The organism is Roseobacter sp. GAI101, assembly GCF_000156335.1.
Classification (GTDB): Bacteria; Pseudomonadota; Alphaproteobacteria; order Rhodobacterales; family Rhodobacteraceae; genus Sulfitobacter.
In genome coordinates this window covers 497,133-510,383 of the sequence record NZ_DS999213.1, presented here as the reverse complement: position 1 = coordinate 510,383, position 13,251 = coordinate 497,133, and the positions used below count along the sequence as shown (strand labels likewise).

General features: G+C 58.8%; 15 protein-coding genes, 1 tRNA gene and 1 pseudogene. 6 read left to right on the top strand and 11 right to left on the bottom strand.

The features are described 5' to 3' along the window. Nucleotides 1–115: 115 nt before the first annotated feature. Nucleotides 116–892, top strand: a complete 777-nt coding sequence (locus RGAI101_RS02335; protein WP_008228569.1) for a methyltransferase domain-containing protein — start codon at nucleotides 116–118, stop codon at nucleotides 890–892. A 187-nt stretch (nucleotides 893–1,079) separates the two neighbouring features. On the opposite strand, the gene RGAI101_RS02330 is transcribed toward RGAI101_RS02335, so the two are convergent. Beyond that, a tRNA-Leu gene (locus tag RGAI101_RS02330) sits at nucleotides 1,080–1,163 on the bottom strand. 119 nt (nucleotides 1,164–1,282) lie between these two features. Here RGAI101_RS02330 and RGAI101_RS02325 point away from each other — a divergent pair. The 5 genes from RGAI101_RS02325 (at nucleotide 1,283) to RGAI101_RS02305 (ending at nucleotide 5,785) form a co-directional block, all read left to right on the top strand. Beyond that, nucleotides 1,283–1,804, top strand: coding sequence for a Hint domain-containing protein (locus tag RGAI101_RS02325; RefSeq protein WP_037227145.1), 522 nt, complete (start codon nucleotides 1,283–1,285; stop codon nucleotides 1,802–1,804). Nucleotides 1,805–2,347: 543 nt separating this feature from the next. Further along, nucleotides 2,348–2,686 carry a P-II family nitrogen regulator gene (locus tag RGAI101_RS02320; RefSeq protein ID WP_008227904.1) on the top strand — a complete coding sequence of 113 codons (339 nt, stop codon included), beginning with the start codon at nucleotides 2,348–2,350 and terminating at the stop codon, nucleotides 2,684–2,686. Nucleotides 2,687–2,721: 35 nt separating this feature from the next. Continuing rightward, the gene (gene glnA, locus RGAI101_RS02315; protein WP_008229366.1) at nucleotides 2,722–4,128 is read left to right on the top strand and encodes a type I glutamate--ammonia ligase; all 1,407 of its coding nucleotides are present in this window, start codon (nucleotides 2,722–2,724) and stop codon (nucleotides 4,126–4,128) included. 188 nt (nucleotides 4,129–4,316) lie between these two features. Next, nucleotides 4,317–5,081 carry a lytic murein transglycosylase gene (locus RGAI101_RS02310; protein WP_198133666.1) on the top strand — a complete coding sequence of 255 codons (765 nt, stop codon included), beginning with the start codon at nucleotides 4,317–4,319 and terminating at the stop codon, nucleotides 5,079–5,081. Nucleotides 5,082–5,341: 260 nt separating this feature from the next. Beyond that, on the top strand, nucleotides 5,342–5,785 hold the full coding sequence (locus tag RGAI101_RS02305) for a glyoxalase superfamily protein (RefSeq protein WP_037227143.1): 444 nt from the start codon (nucleotides 5,342–5,344) through the stop codon (nucleotides 5,783–5,785). Between the two features lie 53 nt (nucleotides 5,786–5,838). Here the strand turns inward: RGAI101_RS02305 and RGAI101_RS02300 are convergent, their stop codons facing one another. The 10 genes and pseudogenes from RGAI101_RS02300 to secD all read right to left on the bottom strand — a co-directional run bounded on the left by RGAI101_RS02300 (nucleotide 5,839) and on the right by secD (nucleotide 13,242). Then, nucleotides 5,839–6,426, bottom strand: a complete 588-nt coding sequence (locus RGAI101_RS02300) for a heme-dependent oxidative N-demethylase family protein (RefSeq protein ID WP_008229473.1) — start codon at nucleotides 6,424–6,426, stop codon at nucleotides 5,839–5,841. Between the two features lie 308 nt (nucleotides 6,427–6,734). After that, complete coding sequence (locus tag RGAI101_RS02295; protein WP_008228664.1) at nucleotides 6,735–7,253, bottom strand: DsbE family thiol:disulfide interchange protein; 519 nt, start codon at nucleotides 7,251–7,253, stop codon at nucleotides 6,735–6,737. Between the two features lie 13 nt (nucleotides 7,254–7,266). Further along, on the bottom strand, nucleotides 7,267–7,416 hold the full coding sequence (ccmD, locus tag RGAI101_RS02290; protein WP_008228078.1) for a heme exporter protein CcmD: 150 nt from the start codon (nucleotides 7,414–7,416) through the stop codon (nucleotides 7,267–7,269). Beyond that, on the bottom strand, nucleotides 7,416–8,150 hold the full coding sequence (locus RGAI101_RS02285; protein ID WP_008226099.1) for a heme ABC transporter permease: 735 nt from the start codon (nucleotides 8,148–8,150) through the stop codon (nucleotides 7,416–7,418). The genes ccmD and RGAI101_RS02285 overlap by 1 nt, the downstream gene beginning before the upstream one ends. Before the next feature lie 88 nt (nucleotides 8,151–8,238). Next, nucleotides 8,239–8,895, bottom strand: a complete 657-nt coding sequence (gene ccmB, locus RGAI101_RS02280; RefSeq protein ID WP_008225539.1) for a heme exporter protein CcmB — start codon at nucleotides 8,893–8,895, stop codon at nucleotides 8,239–8,241. Next, the gene (ccmA, locus tag RGAI101_RS02275) at nucleotides 8,892–9,509 is read right to left on the bottom strand and encodes a heme ABC exporter ATP-binding protein CcmA (RefSeq protein WP_008228250.1); all 618 of its coding nucleotides are present in this window, start codon (nucleotides 9,507–9,509) and stop codon (nucleotides 8,892–8,894) included. The genes ccmB and ccmA overlap by 4 nt, the downstream gene beginning before the upstream one ends. 1 nt (nucleotide 9,510) lies before the next feature. Beyond that, nucleotides 9,511–9,864, bottom strand: coding sequence for an Mth938-like domain-containing protein (locus tag RGAI101_RS02270; protein WP_008226716.1), 354 nt, complete (start codon nucleotides 9,862–9,864; stop codon nucleotides 9,511–9,513). A gap of 4 nt (nucleotides 9,865–9,868) precedes the next feature. Beyond that, nucleotides 9,869–10,624, bottom strand: coding sequence for a sulfite exporter TauE/SafE family protein (locus RGAI101_RS02265; protein ID WP_008227631.1), 756 nt, complete (start codon nucleotides 10,622–10,624; stop codon nucleotides 9,869–9,871). Next, nucleotides 10,617–11,582, bottom strand: coding sequence for a protein translocase subunit SecF (gene secF / locus RGAI101_RS02260; RefSeq protein ID WP_037228894.1), 966 nt, complete (start codon nucleotides 11,580–11,582; stop codon nucleotides 10,617–10,619). The genes RGAI101_RS02265 and secF overlap by 8 nt, the downstream gene beginning before the upstream one ends. A 12-nt stretch (nucleotides 11,583–11,594) precedes the next feature. Then, nucleotides 11,595–13,242, bottom strand: a pseudogene (gene secD / locus RGAI101_RS02255) (protein translocase subunit SecD). Between the last annotated feature and the right edge of the window lie 9 nt (nucleotides 13,243–13,251).

Sequence of the window (13,251 nt, the reverse complement as noted above, 5' to 3'; positions counted from 1 at the left end):
GGGCGCATCTAAGAACCGCCAGGAGCCCGAAGGGCGTGGTGAATCGATGCGTCTGAATGTCAGCTCTCAGCGCGCCGAGATTGAGTATTTCGCTGATACACGCTAAAATAAATTGATGCTCAAGTTTGATGAAGAAACGACAAAGCTCCTCGAAATCGCCTATCAGGGTGGCGACGTAACCCGGCGAAGACGCAAGGCTTTCGATGCTCTCCACCTTGCCGAAGGTGATACGGTGTTTGATATCGGCTGTGGAAATGGGCTGCTGACCGAAGAAATCGCGCGTGCCATCGGGACAACCGGGCGCGTCATCGGTGTAGATCCCAGTGCAGATATGCGCGCTCTGGCCTCTGCCCGGTGTGCTGCAATTCCATCCGCACAAATCAAAGACGGTGTCGCCGGTAGGCTTAAGTTGCGAGACGGTGAGGCAGACAAGGCTGTCGCGGTACAAGTCCTCGAATATCTACCCGACATTCCGTCAGCGATTGATGAAGCGCACCGCATCCTGCGCGTTGGCGGCAGGTTTGTCGCCGTGGATACGGGGTGCAAGACACTTGACTGGTTCTCGGACGATAAAGATCGGATGCAACAAGTTCAGGCGGCTTGGGACCATCACTATACTGAGCCTCGTGTGGCAGCACTTTGGCCCAGACTGACACGCGAAGCCGGGTTTTCAGCGATAGAAGTCGAACCGTTTACGTTTTGCGATGTCACTTTGCGGCCCGATGGCATCGCTTTCATGTTGATGCACTTGATGTCACGCTACACCTCTGAGAACGGCCATATGACCGAAGCCGACACAAGAGCTTGGTTTGACGAGCAAGTGGCGCTTGCAAATGAAGGACGCTTCTTCTTCTCACTGACTTATTATCGAATGAGCGCTGTTAAACTGTAGATAGGGTGCAGCACACCAGTCAATTTGAGTGCTGCATCAAAGCTGCCATCGGCGCGAACGCAACGAAAGTCAGCCCGTCCCGCACACATTACCTTGGCGACGATCATCCTGTTCGGACGGCTCCTGTATCGCAAGACGGTTTCCGATCGACCAACCTACCGATTATCAGGACTATATTTGAGATTGTTGGTGCGGGTGAAGGGACTCGAACCCCCACGCCATAGGCGCCAGAACCTAAATCTGGTGCGTCTACCAATTCCGCCACACCCGCATTGCGTGCTCATTATCAAACAAGTTTGGCATATGCGAGGGCAAAAAAGACAAGACATAAACTGTTTTTTACCCTATTCCGAACAATACCTGAGGTAGGTAAACAAGAAAGAGACGCCCATGAAACCGAAAACGGTCGGGTGCGTAAGCGGACAGGATTCGCGAACGGGCCAGTATATGCCCTTTGTCAGCGTCGATAGTGGCCTGATATCTGGGACGAAGTTGCTAACACTCGACGGGGAAATTCCGGTGGAAATTCTTAGCGTCGGGGACAAGCTGATTACCCGCGACAGCGGTATTTCAAAAGTCATGCACATCCAGCGGACCACGCGCAAGGTTCACACGATCGCCTTTGCGGCCGGATCATTGGGGCACACTCGCCCGGAGTGTGATACGCTGTTGGCTGCAGATCAGATGGTTCTGATCCGTGACTGGCGCGCGCGGGCGATGTTCAGTTCTGAACGTGCGTTGGTCGCGGCGCGCACGCTTGTGGACGGGGAATTTATCCTTGATCAGGGCATTCAGGATCAGATGCTGATCCAGATCTTCTGCGACGGGCCGCATATCCTATACGCGGGCGGACTTGAACTGGGCACCGCTGATGCAAACCGCGCGCGCGGGGCCGTGCTGGACGCCGCCTGAAACATGAACGACCCGATCTAATTGGGTCGTCCCTTCACCAAATTGACGTTCGTACCGGACATTGCCTTCCCTGAGCGCGGACACATCGGAAATCCTCCAGATTGAACACTGCAAGGCTTCGACCGTCACGACCATGAAGCGATGCGCACAAAGCGTGCTCCGCTGGCTGTGAATTACGACACCTCCACTCCAGAATTCGGACCGAGATACAGATGCGTGTCCCGTACCCTGCCCGCGCCTGATCCCTGACCGAAAGCATCGCGCAGCACCGTCGACAGGAATCGCTTTGGCCTTATAATCACTGCCAGAATTGGCCCCGAGCACTGTTCTGCCACACGCATCTGAGCGTGGACCTTACGCGCCAAGCTTCAATCGTTCTTATTGTGCTTATTATTTAACCGCATCGCACATTTTTCGCGCTCTGCGATGAAAAATTCAGCGTCACATGTGGACTTCACTGGGCGGTTGGTAGACCGTCGATCAGGTCAATGAAATGACGCTTATGGATAAGTTTAGACATCGCCACTGGCAGGGAGGCCTCAGATGAAAAAGATCGAAGCTGTGATCAAACCGTTCAAGCTTGATGAAGTCAAAGAGGCCCTTCAGGACGTCGGCGTTCAAGGGCTTAGCGTGATCGAGGTCAAAGGCTTTGGCCGTCAAAAAGGCCACACGGAACTGTACCGCGGCGCTGAATACGTCGTCGACTTCTTGCCCAAGGTTAAGATCGAAATCGTTTTGGACGATGATCAGGTCGACGCGGCAATCGAAGCGATCGTAAACGCTGCGAAAACTGAAAAAATCGGCGACGGCAAAATTTTTGTCAGCGCGATTGAACAGACAATCCGCATCCGCACCGGTGAAACCGGTTCAGACGCGCTTTAATCCAACCCTAGGTTCAAGAGAGAGGATATCACCCAATGAGCACCAAGGAATTCCTGAAGAAGATCAAGGACGAGGACATCGAATACGTTGATGTGCGCTTTACCGATACACGCGGTAAACTGCAGCACGTGACGGTCGTTTGCGATCTGGTCGATGAGGATTTCATCGAAGAGGGCTTCATGTTTGACGGCTCTTCGATCGCGGGCTGGAAAAGCATCGAAGCATCCGACATGAAACTGATGCTGGACGTTGAAACGGCCTACATCGACCCGTTCTATGCTGAAAAGACCATCTGCGTTCATTGCTCCATTGTTGAGCCGGACACAGGCGAATCCTACGACCGCGACCCCCGCGGAACGGCGCAGAAGGCCGAAGCCTACCTGATCTCTTCAGGCATCGGTGACACCGCCTACATGGGTCCAGAAGCTGAATTCTTCCTGTTCGACAACGTCAAATTCTCGAATACAATCAACAAGGTATCCTACGAAGTTGATGCGTCTGACGCGTCCTGGAACACCGACACCGATTACGAGATGGGCAACACGGGCCACCGCCCCGGCCTCAAGGGCGGCTACTTCCCGGTCAACCCGATCGACGAAGCGCAAGACCTGCGCGCCGAAATGCTGTCCACGATGAAGCGCCTCGGCATGAAGGTCGACAAGCACCACCACGAGGTGGCGTCCTGCCAGCACGAACTTGGTCTGATCTTCGGCACACTGACACACCAGGCGGACGAGTTGCAGAAGTACAAATACGTGATCCACAACGTGGCACACGCATACGGCAAGTCGGCAACCTTCATGCCCAAGCCGATCTATGGTGACAACGGCTCCGGCATGCACGTGAACATGTCGATCTGGAAAGACGGCAAGCCCCTGTTCGCAGGCGACAAATACGCCGACCTAAGCCAGGAAGCACTGTATTTCATCGGCGGCATCCTGTCCCACGCGAAATCGCTGAACGCCTTCACCAACCCGTCGACCAACAGCTACAAGCGCCTGATCCCCGGCTTTGAGGCCCCCGTTTTGCGCGCCTATTCCGCCCGCAACCGGTCTGGCTGTGTCCGAATCCCATGGACAGAAAGCCCAAAGGCCAAGCGCGTCGAGGCCCGTTTCCCCGATCCCGCAGCCAACCCCTACCTGTGCTTCTCGGCACTGCTGATGGCTGGCCTTGACGGTATCAAGAACAAGATCGATCCGGGCGAAGCCATGGATAAGAACCTGTATGATCTGCCAGCCGAAGAACTGGCCGATATCCCGACAGTTTGCGGCTCCTTGCGTGAAGCGCTGGAAGAACTGCAAGGTGACATGGATTACCTGCTGGCCGGCGACGTGTTCACCAAGGACCAGATCGAAGGCTACATCGAACTCAAGATGGAAGAAGTGCACAAGTACGAGCACACACCCCACCCTGTTGAATTCGGCATGTATTACAGCTGCTGATCACAGCACATCGAAACGCGACGAAGGGCATCCCGATCGGGGTGCCCTTTGCCGTTTCAGCGCCCAATCGCACATTCACGTCAGTGTCACTAGGCAGACGCATCTGCAAAGGCTAATGTCCCGCAAATTGTTTCATCCAGAGGTAACCAATGCGTCCGATTTTTTCCCTTACGACAACGCTGTGTGTGATGTCAGCACTTGCATCCCCCCTTGCGGCTGCACAATGCGGCAACAACGCCGGTGGCTTTAACAGCTGGAAAGCCGCCTTTGCCCAAGAAGCGGCGGCGGCCGGTGTCGGGAAACGCGGGCTGGACGCCCTGGCAAATGCCCAATACGCGAGCCGGACGATTGCCGCCGACCGCAACCAGAAGTCCTTCAAATACACGCTGGACAAATTCATGCAGGTGCGTGGCGCGGATACGATCGTCGCCCAGGGCCGCAAGCGCAAGGCGCGCAATCCTGCCTTCTACCAGTCGCTCGAAGCGCGGTTTGGGGTGCCCGCAGGCGTCATCATCGCGATCCACGGGATGGAGACTGCCTTTGGCGGCTTCATGGGCGACAGTGCTGTCGTCTCTGCAATCACCACCCTCACCTATGATTGCCGCCGCTCTGATTTCTTCGCACCACACGCGATCGGCGCGCTTAAACTGGTAGACCAAGGGGCGATCAACGGGTCCACCAAAGGCGCAAAACACGGTGAACTCGGCCACACCCAGTTCCTGCCCGGCAACGCCCTGCGCTATGGCGTCGATGGCAACGGTGACGGGCGCGTGGATTTCTACGACCAGACCGATGCGCTCGCCTCGACCGCGAACTTCCTGCGCCAGAAAGGTTGGCAGCCCGGTGGCGGATATCAGGAAGGCCAGACCAATTTCAATGTGATCCAGCAATGGAACGCCGCTGGCGTTTATCAAAAAGCCATCGCGATCATGGCATCCCGCATCGACGGCTGATCCCAAGATCCGGCGCGCGCCTGAAACAGCGCGCGCCCCCACTTCCAAATGGCCTAAAATCCTCGCCGAAGGCATTCCAGCCTCGCCCCGGGCACGGCCCCTTGAAATCACTCCCAAGATCGACCATATGCCGATCTTAGGGAAAGGCCCCTGCCGTCCGCATTCCGGTGAAGCCCTTTCAAATACGACACACCTTCAATCTCGCCGATTGACGGGCAACGCGGACCCCCTTCGACTTTTGCGAGAGCAGGAGTGTAATTATGACAAACCAACCCGTTTCGACTAAACCCCCCTCGACAGATGTCCTGAAATTGCAGGCCAAACGCCTGCGGGCCGATCTTGCTGCCAAAGGCACACAGGTGACCCATGCTGCCACCCTTGAAATGGTTGCCCACCAATGGGGCGCGCGCGATTGGAACACGCTCAGCGCGCAGACCGGTGCTCCGACCACGGGATGGACGCCGGGCGACCGTGTATCAGGCCACTATCTGGCGCAACCGTTTAAAGGCGCTGTGATTGCCGCACGGCTCTCAACCAGCGGTATGTGGTCGCTGACCTTGCGCTTTGATCAGGCTGTCGATGTGGTGACATCAAAGCTGTTCAGCAACCTGCGCAAACAGGTGAACGTCACGGTCGATGCGCAGGGCGTCTCTCCGCGCAAGACGTCGGACGGTCAGCCACATCTTGTGTTGACCCCGCGCTAAGCGCTTGCGTCTGCTGGGCTTTGCCTCTGGCAGACGCATTCGGTGCACCAGACCTAACCGCGCACGACAAAGCTGTGGATCGTGAATACGACCGCATCTGTTTCCGGAAGGCGCAAGATACACTGCCGCTCCGATCGAATGAAAGGCATGTCCTCCCCGACCTCACGGCGGCGGGGCTGGTGCAAATCGGGATCTGCATAGCGCAACTTGTTGAACCGCCACAAAGGCCGCCCCACCCGCACCCCGTCAAACAAACGCTGCACACGGCGGGCAATGTTATCGTCATACTCATTCACCGGATCATGAATGCCGGTCAACGGGCGCTCGACCTTTTCAGCCAAGCGCCAATTCGCGGGAAAGCACAAAACCGCCGCCGTCAGCACGTGTTCCTGGCCTCGTTTTTGCAAAATACAGATGTCTTCCTGAACCAGATGACCCAAGCAATGCAGCGGGGCCGTCCGGTCGATCGGCACGCAGCGCCCATCCGGACATGTCACCTGCGCGGCACCAACCTCAAACCCCAACCCCGGCAAAATAGCCAATGCCTGCTCCAACACCTGACCGCTGGCTTCAAGCGCTTCATCGCTTTGATAAAGTACAAAAGCCGTCTGTTGCGCCAAAAGCTCGGCCCGATATGCCATTTGTGCAGCATAAGCGTCGTCCACCCGCAGCCAATCGTCCGGCGTGCAAGGGGACACCCCCGGCAACCCCGGCGCACCATGCTGTGCTTCCGGCAAACTCTTCTGCAAAATCAAACTTACGGCCTCCCTGATATGACCCATTTGCCCCCGAAGTAACACGGGAACTGACGCCTTCCCGCACGTGGACGGCCACACCGCGAACTTCTCTGGCTCTCAAATATACTCGCCGAAGGCAAAAAATCTCTTCTGGATCGTCAAAAGAGATTTTATGCCTTCGGCGAGGATTTAAAACCATTTGGAAACAAGGGTTATTCAGCCAAAGCTGCATTCAACGCGGGCAAAAATCGCTGTTCATAGTCGCTGCCGACAAGCGGGCCTGCAAAGCGGAAAAGCACCGTTCCATCGCCGTCGATGATGAATGTCTCCGGTGGGGCCGTCACACCCCAGTCGATTGCGGTACGCCCCTGCGGGTCAAAGGCGATCCCTTTGAAAGGATTGCCGTCACCGGTCAGATAGCTGGTTGCCGCGCGCTCTGTGTCTTTGAAATTCACCCCGATTATCGCAATACCGTCGGCTTGCATCTCGAGCAGTTTGGGGTGCTCTGCACGGCAGGGCGGGCACCAGCTGGCCCAGAAGTTCACCAACGTGGTCTCTCCGGTTTTCAGGTCGGCAGCGGAGGCCGTGGGAAAGGATGCCAGAGTTTTTTCAGGCAATGCCGGGGCCTGCTGTCCGATCAAGGTCGAGGGCAACCCTTCAGGATCGGGGCGGAACATCCCAAAGGCAGCGAGCGCCACGAAGGCGACAAAGATCAGCGGCGGCGCGATCATCAGGGGCGATATTTTAGCCACGTCTTTGCGCCTCGATTTTGGCAAGCTCGGCGCGCGCTCGGCGGCCCTTGCGCAGGGTCAGCAGGACAAGACCGGCAAGCAGAAGAAGCGAAGCGCCGTATGCTGCCATCACCTCGGTTGCGTATTTACCCAATTCGGGCATCAGACGTCCTTTCGCGAGCGCGCCAGCAGCGCGCGGGTGCGGCGCAGGCGGATTTCAGTACCAGTCCGGTAGAGCACGAGGGACAGGAACAACAGGCCGAACCCCACCATGCTGATCAGCAGCGGGTACCAGAAAACATCCGCCACGGTGCGCCCTCCGGTCGCGACCGGAACCGAAGTCCCTTGGTGCAGGCCCTGGTTCCAGAAATTGACCGCATAGCGCGACAGGATCGCAAAGACCGATCCGACAAGGCACAGCACCGAGGTCAGGTCCGCCGCCGTATCGGGGTCCTCGACGGCCTCCCACAGGGCGATGTAACCCAGATAGAACAGGAACAGGATCAGGAAGGAGGTCAGGCGCGGGTCCCAGGCCCACCAGGTGCCCCACATCGGCTGGCCCCAGATCGCGCCGGTCACGAGCGCGATCAGCGTCATGGTCAAGCCGACAGGTGCAGCGGCCTTGGCGGCCAAAGCACTGACATGGTGGCGGCGGATCAGCCAGATCAGCGACGTGACCAGCATCATGAACCAGGCGTTGATCGCCATCAGGGCGGCGGGCACATGCAGATAGATGATCTTGACCGTCGACCCTTGGCGGTAATCATCCGGCGTCGCGAAAAAACCCCATGTCAGCCCCACAACCACACAGATCGCGGCCGCGGCCCACAAATAGGGTTGCACCCGGGCCGAGAGGCCCAGAAATTTCACCGGATTGGCATATTCCCACAAAGACATGTTTGGTATCTAACGCTCCGTTAATGGTCACTCAATGGGCAAAACGCCACAGCTTCCGCCCGTGTTGTCGCCCTGTTCATCGCCCCATTCATCGCAATGTCATCCGCAGCACGGCCGCCGAAGCGAAGGGCATCAGCGCAATGGTTCCCAGGGTGATGCCTGCAAGCAGCGTCAAGGGTGTGCCGGGGTCAAGCCCCATAGCGCCGCGACGCGCGGCTTCAGCCCCGAAAATAAGGGTCGGAACATACAACGGCAAGACCAGCAGCGACATCAGCAGCCCCCCGCGTTTGATCCCGACCGTCAGCGCCGCACCGAAAGTCCCGATCACCGACAGCGCAGGCGTGCCCAGTGCCAGCGACGCAATCAGCCACATGAAGCCGGAGGGCGCGAGGTTCAACATCAGCCCCAGTACGGGCGCGGCGAGGACCAACGGCAAGCCCGTGGTCAGCCAGTGGGACAGCGCCTTGACGCTGAGCGCCGCCTCAAGCGGGAGGGGTGCAGTGGCCAGCAGATCTAACGTGCCATCCTCGAAATCCAGCGCCAGCAGACGGTCCAGCGACAACAGACAGGCAAGCAATGCGCCCAGCCACAACACGCCCGGCGCGATGGTGGACAGCAATTCCGACTGCGGCCCGACGCTGAATGGGACTAGGACCGTGACGATCAGAAAGAACGCGAGCCCAAGGCCAAAGCCGCCGCCTGCGCGAAAGGCCAGCATCAGGTCGCGGCGCAGCAGGGCGATCACAAGAACGCCTCGTCACTGGCACCGCTGCGGGTGTCTGCCGTCGCGCGGTAGGGCGTGATGTCAAAGGTTTGCGCGTTCAGCCCCAGATCGATATGGGTCGCAATCAGGGCCATGCCACCTGCCCCCAGATGCGCCGTCACTGCGGCGGCAAACATCGCGACGGCATCAGCGTCGAGCGATACGGTAGGTTCATCCAGAACCCAGACGCGGCGGCCTGTCACCATAAGCCGCGCCAGCCCCAGCCGGCGCTTTTGACCAGCGGACAAGGTACCCGCAAGGCGGTCTATTAATGGCCCCAGCTGGTAGGCCGCCAATGCCGCCTCAATATCCGAATGGCCAAAAACCTGCGCCCAGAATTGCAGGTTCTCTGCCACGCTCAGCATTGCCTTGAGCCCGTCAGCATGCCCGGCATAGGCGATGGTTTCATCCGCGCCCTCGATCACACCGGACAAGGGCTTTTGCAGCCCCGCAATCGTGCGCAGCAGCGTGGTTTTGCCCGCGCCATTGGGCCCGCGCAAGATCAGTGCCTGCCCCGGGGCGATGGCAAATGACACGTTGCCAAGCACCGGAACGCCGCCACGGGCGACCGCAAGGTTCTGGATTGAAAGGGTCATGTCAGACGGGGATCATCGCAAGGGCAATGCGGCGGCCTTCGCTGAGCAGGACGTTATAGGTGCGGGACGCCGCAGGGGACGACATCACCTCAAGCCCCAGGCCTGCATCTTCCAACTGGCGGCGCAGATCTGCAGGCAGATGCGCGATGTCAGCCCCCATGCCCACGAACAAGATGTCGATCTTGCCGGCCAGCGCCAGCAGCGCATCAACATCGTCGAAACCGGCCCAGGACAGCGTGCCCATCGGCCCTGCGATCACCGGACCGTGCACGACCTCTCCGCCGATGCGGAAAAAGCCGGGGCCATAGCCTTCGACGGGTTTGGCATCGGTGAAAACGACTTCGTTCAAACGCATCAGATTATCCTTTCCACAGCGGCAGACCGATAATAGCCGAAAGCGCGATGACAATATAGGCCACCGTGCGGAAAACACGTTCGGCCTGTGGGTCAAAAAGCCGCGCGCCGATCATGTTGGCCAACACATTGGGGATGCCCATCATCAGACCCAGGGCGACAATCTGCCAGACCAGCAGATCGCCGATCCAGAGCATGGCAAACAGCAGCAGGTCAATGCCCACCAGATAGAGCAGAAAGTTCGCGCGGATCACGGCGATGGGCAGTTTGCTTGCCATATACAGCATGATCACAGGCGGCCCTGCGATCCCTGCAAAGCCCGTCATGAACCCGCCCAAGGCCCCCGTGCCAACAACCAGTGGCCGGTTCAACGCGCCACCATAGCGCCAGCCGGTGATCAGCAGCGCCAGCAAGGCCATCACGATGCCCGACACGACCCAGCCAAAGGGTTCGGGCGGCATCACCGACAAAAGCCAAAGCCCCAGCGGCAACGCGACCACAACGCCCGCGAGCAGCAGACCGATGTCGCGTTTGGTGCCGATCCGCAGTGCAGAGGGAAGATTGGGCAGCGGGCCAAGCAATTCGGCTGCCGTCAAGAAAATTACTGCCTGCACCGGGGTCAGGACGGACGCGGCCACCGGCATGATGATCATCGCGCTGCCAAACCCGGCAAAGCCGCGCACAAGGCCGGCGACGATAACGCTAGCCAACAGCCAGATCAGACCAGTGTCCGACCCGGCTGCGGCTAAAACCTCATGCATCTATGTTTGCGTATTGGCCTGTGTTGGGGTCCTTCTTGGACCAGTCACGCTTGACGCCAAGGAAAAGCACGACGTTCTTCGCCACATAGACCGAAGAATACGTCCCCACGATCACACCCCAAGTGATGGCGAATACAAACCCACGGATCACGTCGCCGCCCAGAACCAGCAGCGCGATCAGCGCCAACAGCGTGGTGCCCGACGTCATCAATGTCCGGCTGAGGGTTTCGTTCACACTCAGGTTCATCAGGTCGCGCAACGGCATCTTTTTGTACTTGCGCAGGTTTTCACGCAAGCGGTCAAAGATCACCACCGTGTCGTTGATCGAATAGCCGATGATTGTCAGGATCGCGGCGATGACAGGCAGATCAAAGCGGATTTGCAGGATCGAAAAGATGCCGATGGTCAGGATCACATCGTGGAAAAGCGCCGCGACAGCCCCGACCGAAAACTGCCATTCGAACCGCAACCAGATGTAGATCAGGATCGCCCCAAGCGACGCACCTACAGCCAGGAATGCCGTCTGGATCAGTTCCCCCGATACTTTGGGGCCAACAGATTCAACCGACGTGAAAATGATGTTCGGTGCCACGGTTTTCAACGCGGTTTCGACGTTGGCGATCATCTCGGGCGTGGCGGCTTCTTCGCCTTCCTGGGATTGAATCCGGACCATCGCGACATGCTTTGTTCCGTCACTGGTCGGGTCGAAAACCTCAGAGATCGAGATGTCGCCAAGTTCAAGCGGATCCAGTGCGTTACGGTAGGCCGCAACATCCACCACCGTATCGCTTTGGGTGCGCAGGGTCGTTCCCCCACGGAAGTCGATCCCGTAGTTCAAACCCATGGTGAACCAGACCGCCAAGGCCAGAACTACCGCCACGCAAGACGCGCCGAAGGTCAGCTTGGCATGTTTGAAGAAATCAATGTTCGTATTATCGGGAACCAGTTTCAGGCGGATCATATCAGCCTCCTATACCGTGATGGTCTTGGGGCGGCGGCGCTCGAACCAGAAGACCACCATCAGACGTGTGACGAAATATGCCGTAAAGACCGACGTGACGATACCAATCCCCAAGGTCACCGCAAAACCGCGCACCGGGCCGGAGCCAAGCACGAACAGGATGATCGCGATGATGAAGGTGGTGATGTTGGCATCAAGAATGGCGCTAAGCGCGCGTTCATAGCCAAGGCTGATTGCGCGGGCCGGACCCTTTGCGGTTTTCAGTTCTTCCTTGATGCGTTCGAAGATCAGCACGTTGGCGTCCACCGCCATGCCCACAGTCAAAACGATCCCGGCGATGCCCGGCAGGGTCAGCGTGGCTCCGATCAGGCTGAGAAGCCCGAAGATCATGCCGACGTTCACGACCAGCGCAACGTTGGCAAAGAAACCGAACAGCCCGTAGGTCGCCCACATGAAAAACAGTACGGCGACAAAGGCGACGGTCGTGGCGATCTGCCCGCGTCGATGCTGTCCTGGCCCAACTCTGGCCCGATGGTGCGTTCTTCGAAAAGGTCAGGCCCGCAGGCAAGGCCCCTGCCCGCAGCAGCACCGCCAGATTGGTCGATTCCTCGACCGAGAAATTGCCGGTGATGATGCCCGAACCACCGGGGATCGCGCTTTGGATGGTGGGGGCGCTGATAACGGCATCGTCCAGAACGATGGCAAAGGGTGCGCCAATGTTCTCGGCCGTATAGGTCCCGAATTTCCGCGCGCCCGTGGTGTCAAACCGGAAGCTCACCGCTGGGCGGCCATTCTGGTCAAAGCTGGGCTGCGCATCGACCAGCTCTTCGCCGGTCACGACCGGAGCGGTTTCGATGATATAGAACACGCCGGGGGCTTCGGCATCGGGCAGCAGCGAATTGCCCAGACCGGGGGCCGCATTGGCGTCTGCGCCACGGTTCACGACGGGGTTAAAGGTCAACTGCGCGGTCGTACCGATGATGGCCTTCAATTCCGACGCTGATCCGATGCCGGGCACCTGGATCAGGATACGGTCCGATCCCTGACGCTGGATCGTGGGTTCGCGGGTGCCGACCTCGTCGATACGGCGGCGGATGATTTCCAGCGATTGCTGCATGGTACGTTCGTCTGTCGCCTGCTTTTCCGCATCCGACAGGGTGAGGGTCAGGATATCTTCCGCACCGCTGACGACGATGTCATTCGCCCCTGCGCCGGTGATGGTCTGGACAGGCCGTGCAAGCCCGCGCGCGACCTCAAGCGCCTGCGCCATCTTGTCGGTGTCATTGATCCGCACGCGCAACTCGCCCTCGGGGGCCTCGACCCGGCGCACGGGGGTGATGGACCGCAGCGCGTCGCGCACCTCGGGCCATGTCGCCTCCATCCGGCTGGCATAAACATCCGCGACATTTACTTCGGCCAGCAGATGCGCACCGCCGCGCAAATCAAGGCCAAGGTTCACCAGACGCTCGGGCAGCCACTCGGGCCACAGGTCCGCCTGCGCCTCAAGCTCGGGCGTGGACCCGGCCACATCAATCGCCTTGAGCGCGTCGTTATGCTGCTCGACGGGGCCGTAAAACGCATTCGGCAGCGCCAGATACAGGCCAGCCACACAGGTGAGGATGATCAACACCCGTTTCCACAGATCGATCTGAAGCATGGCTCAGGC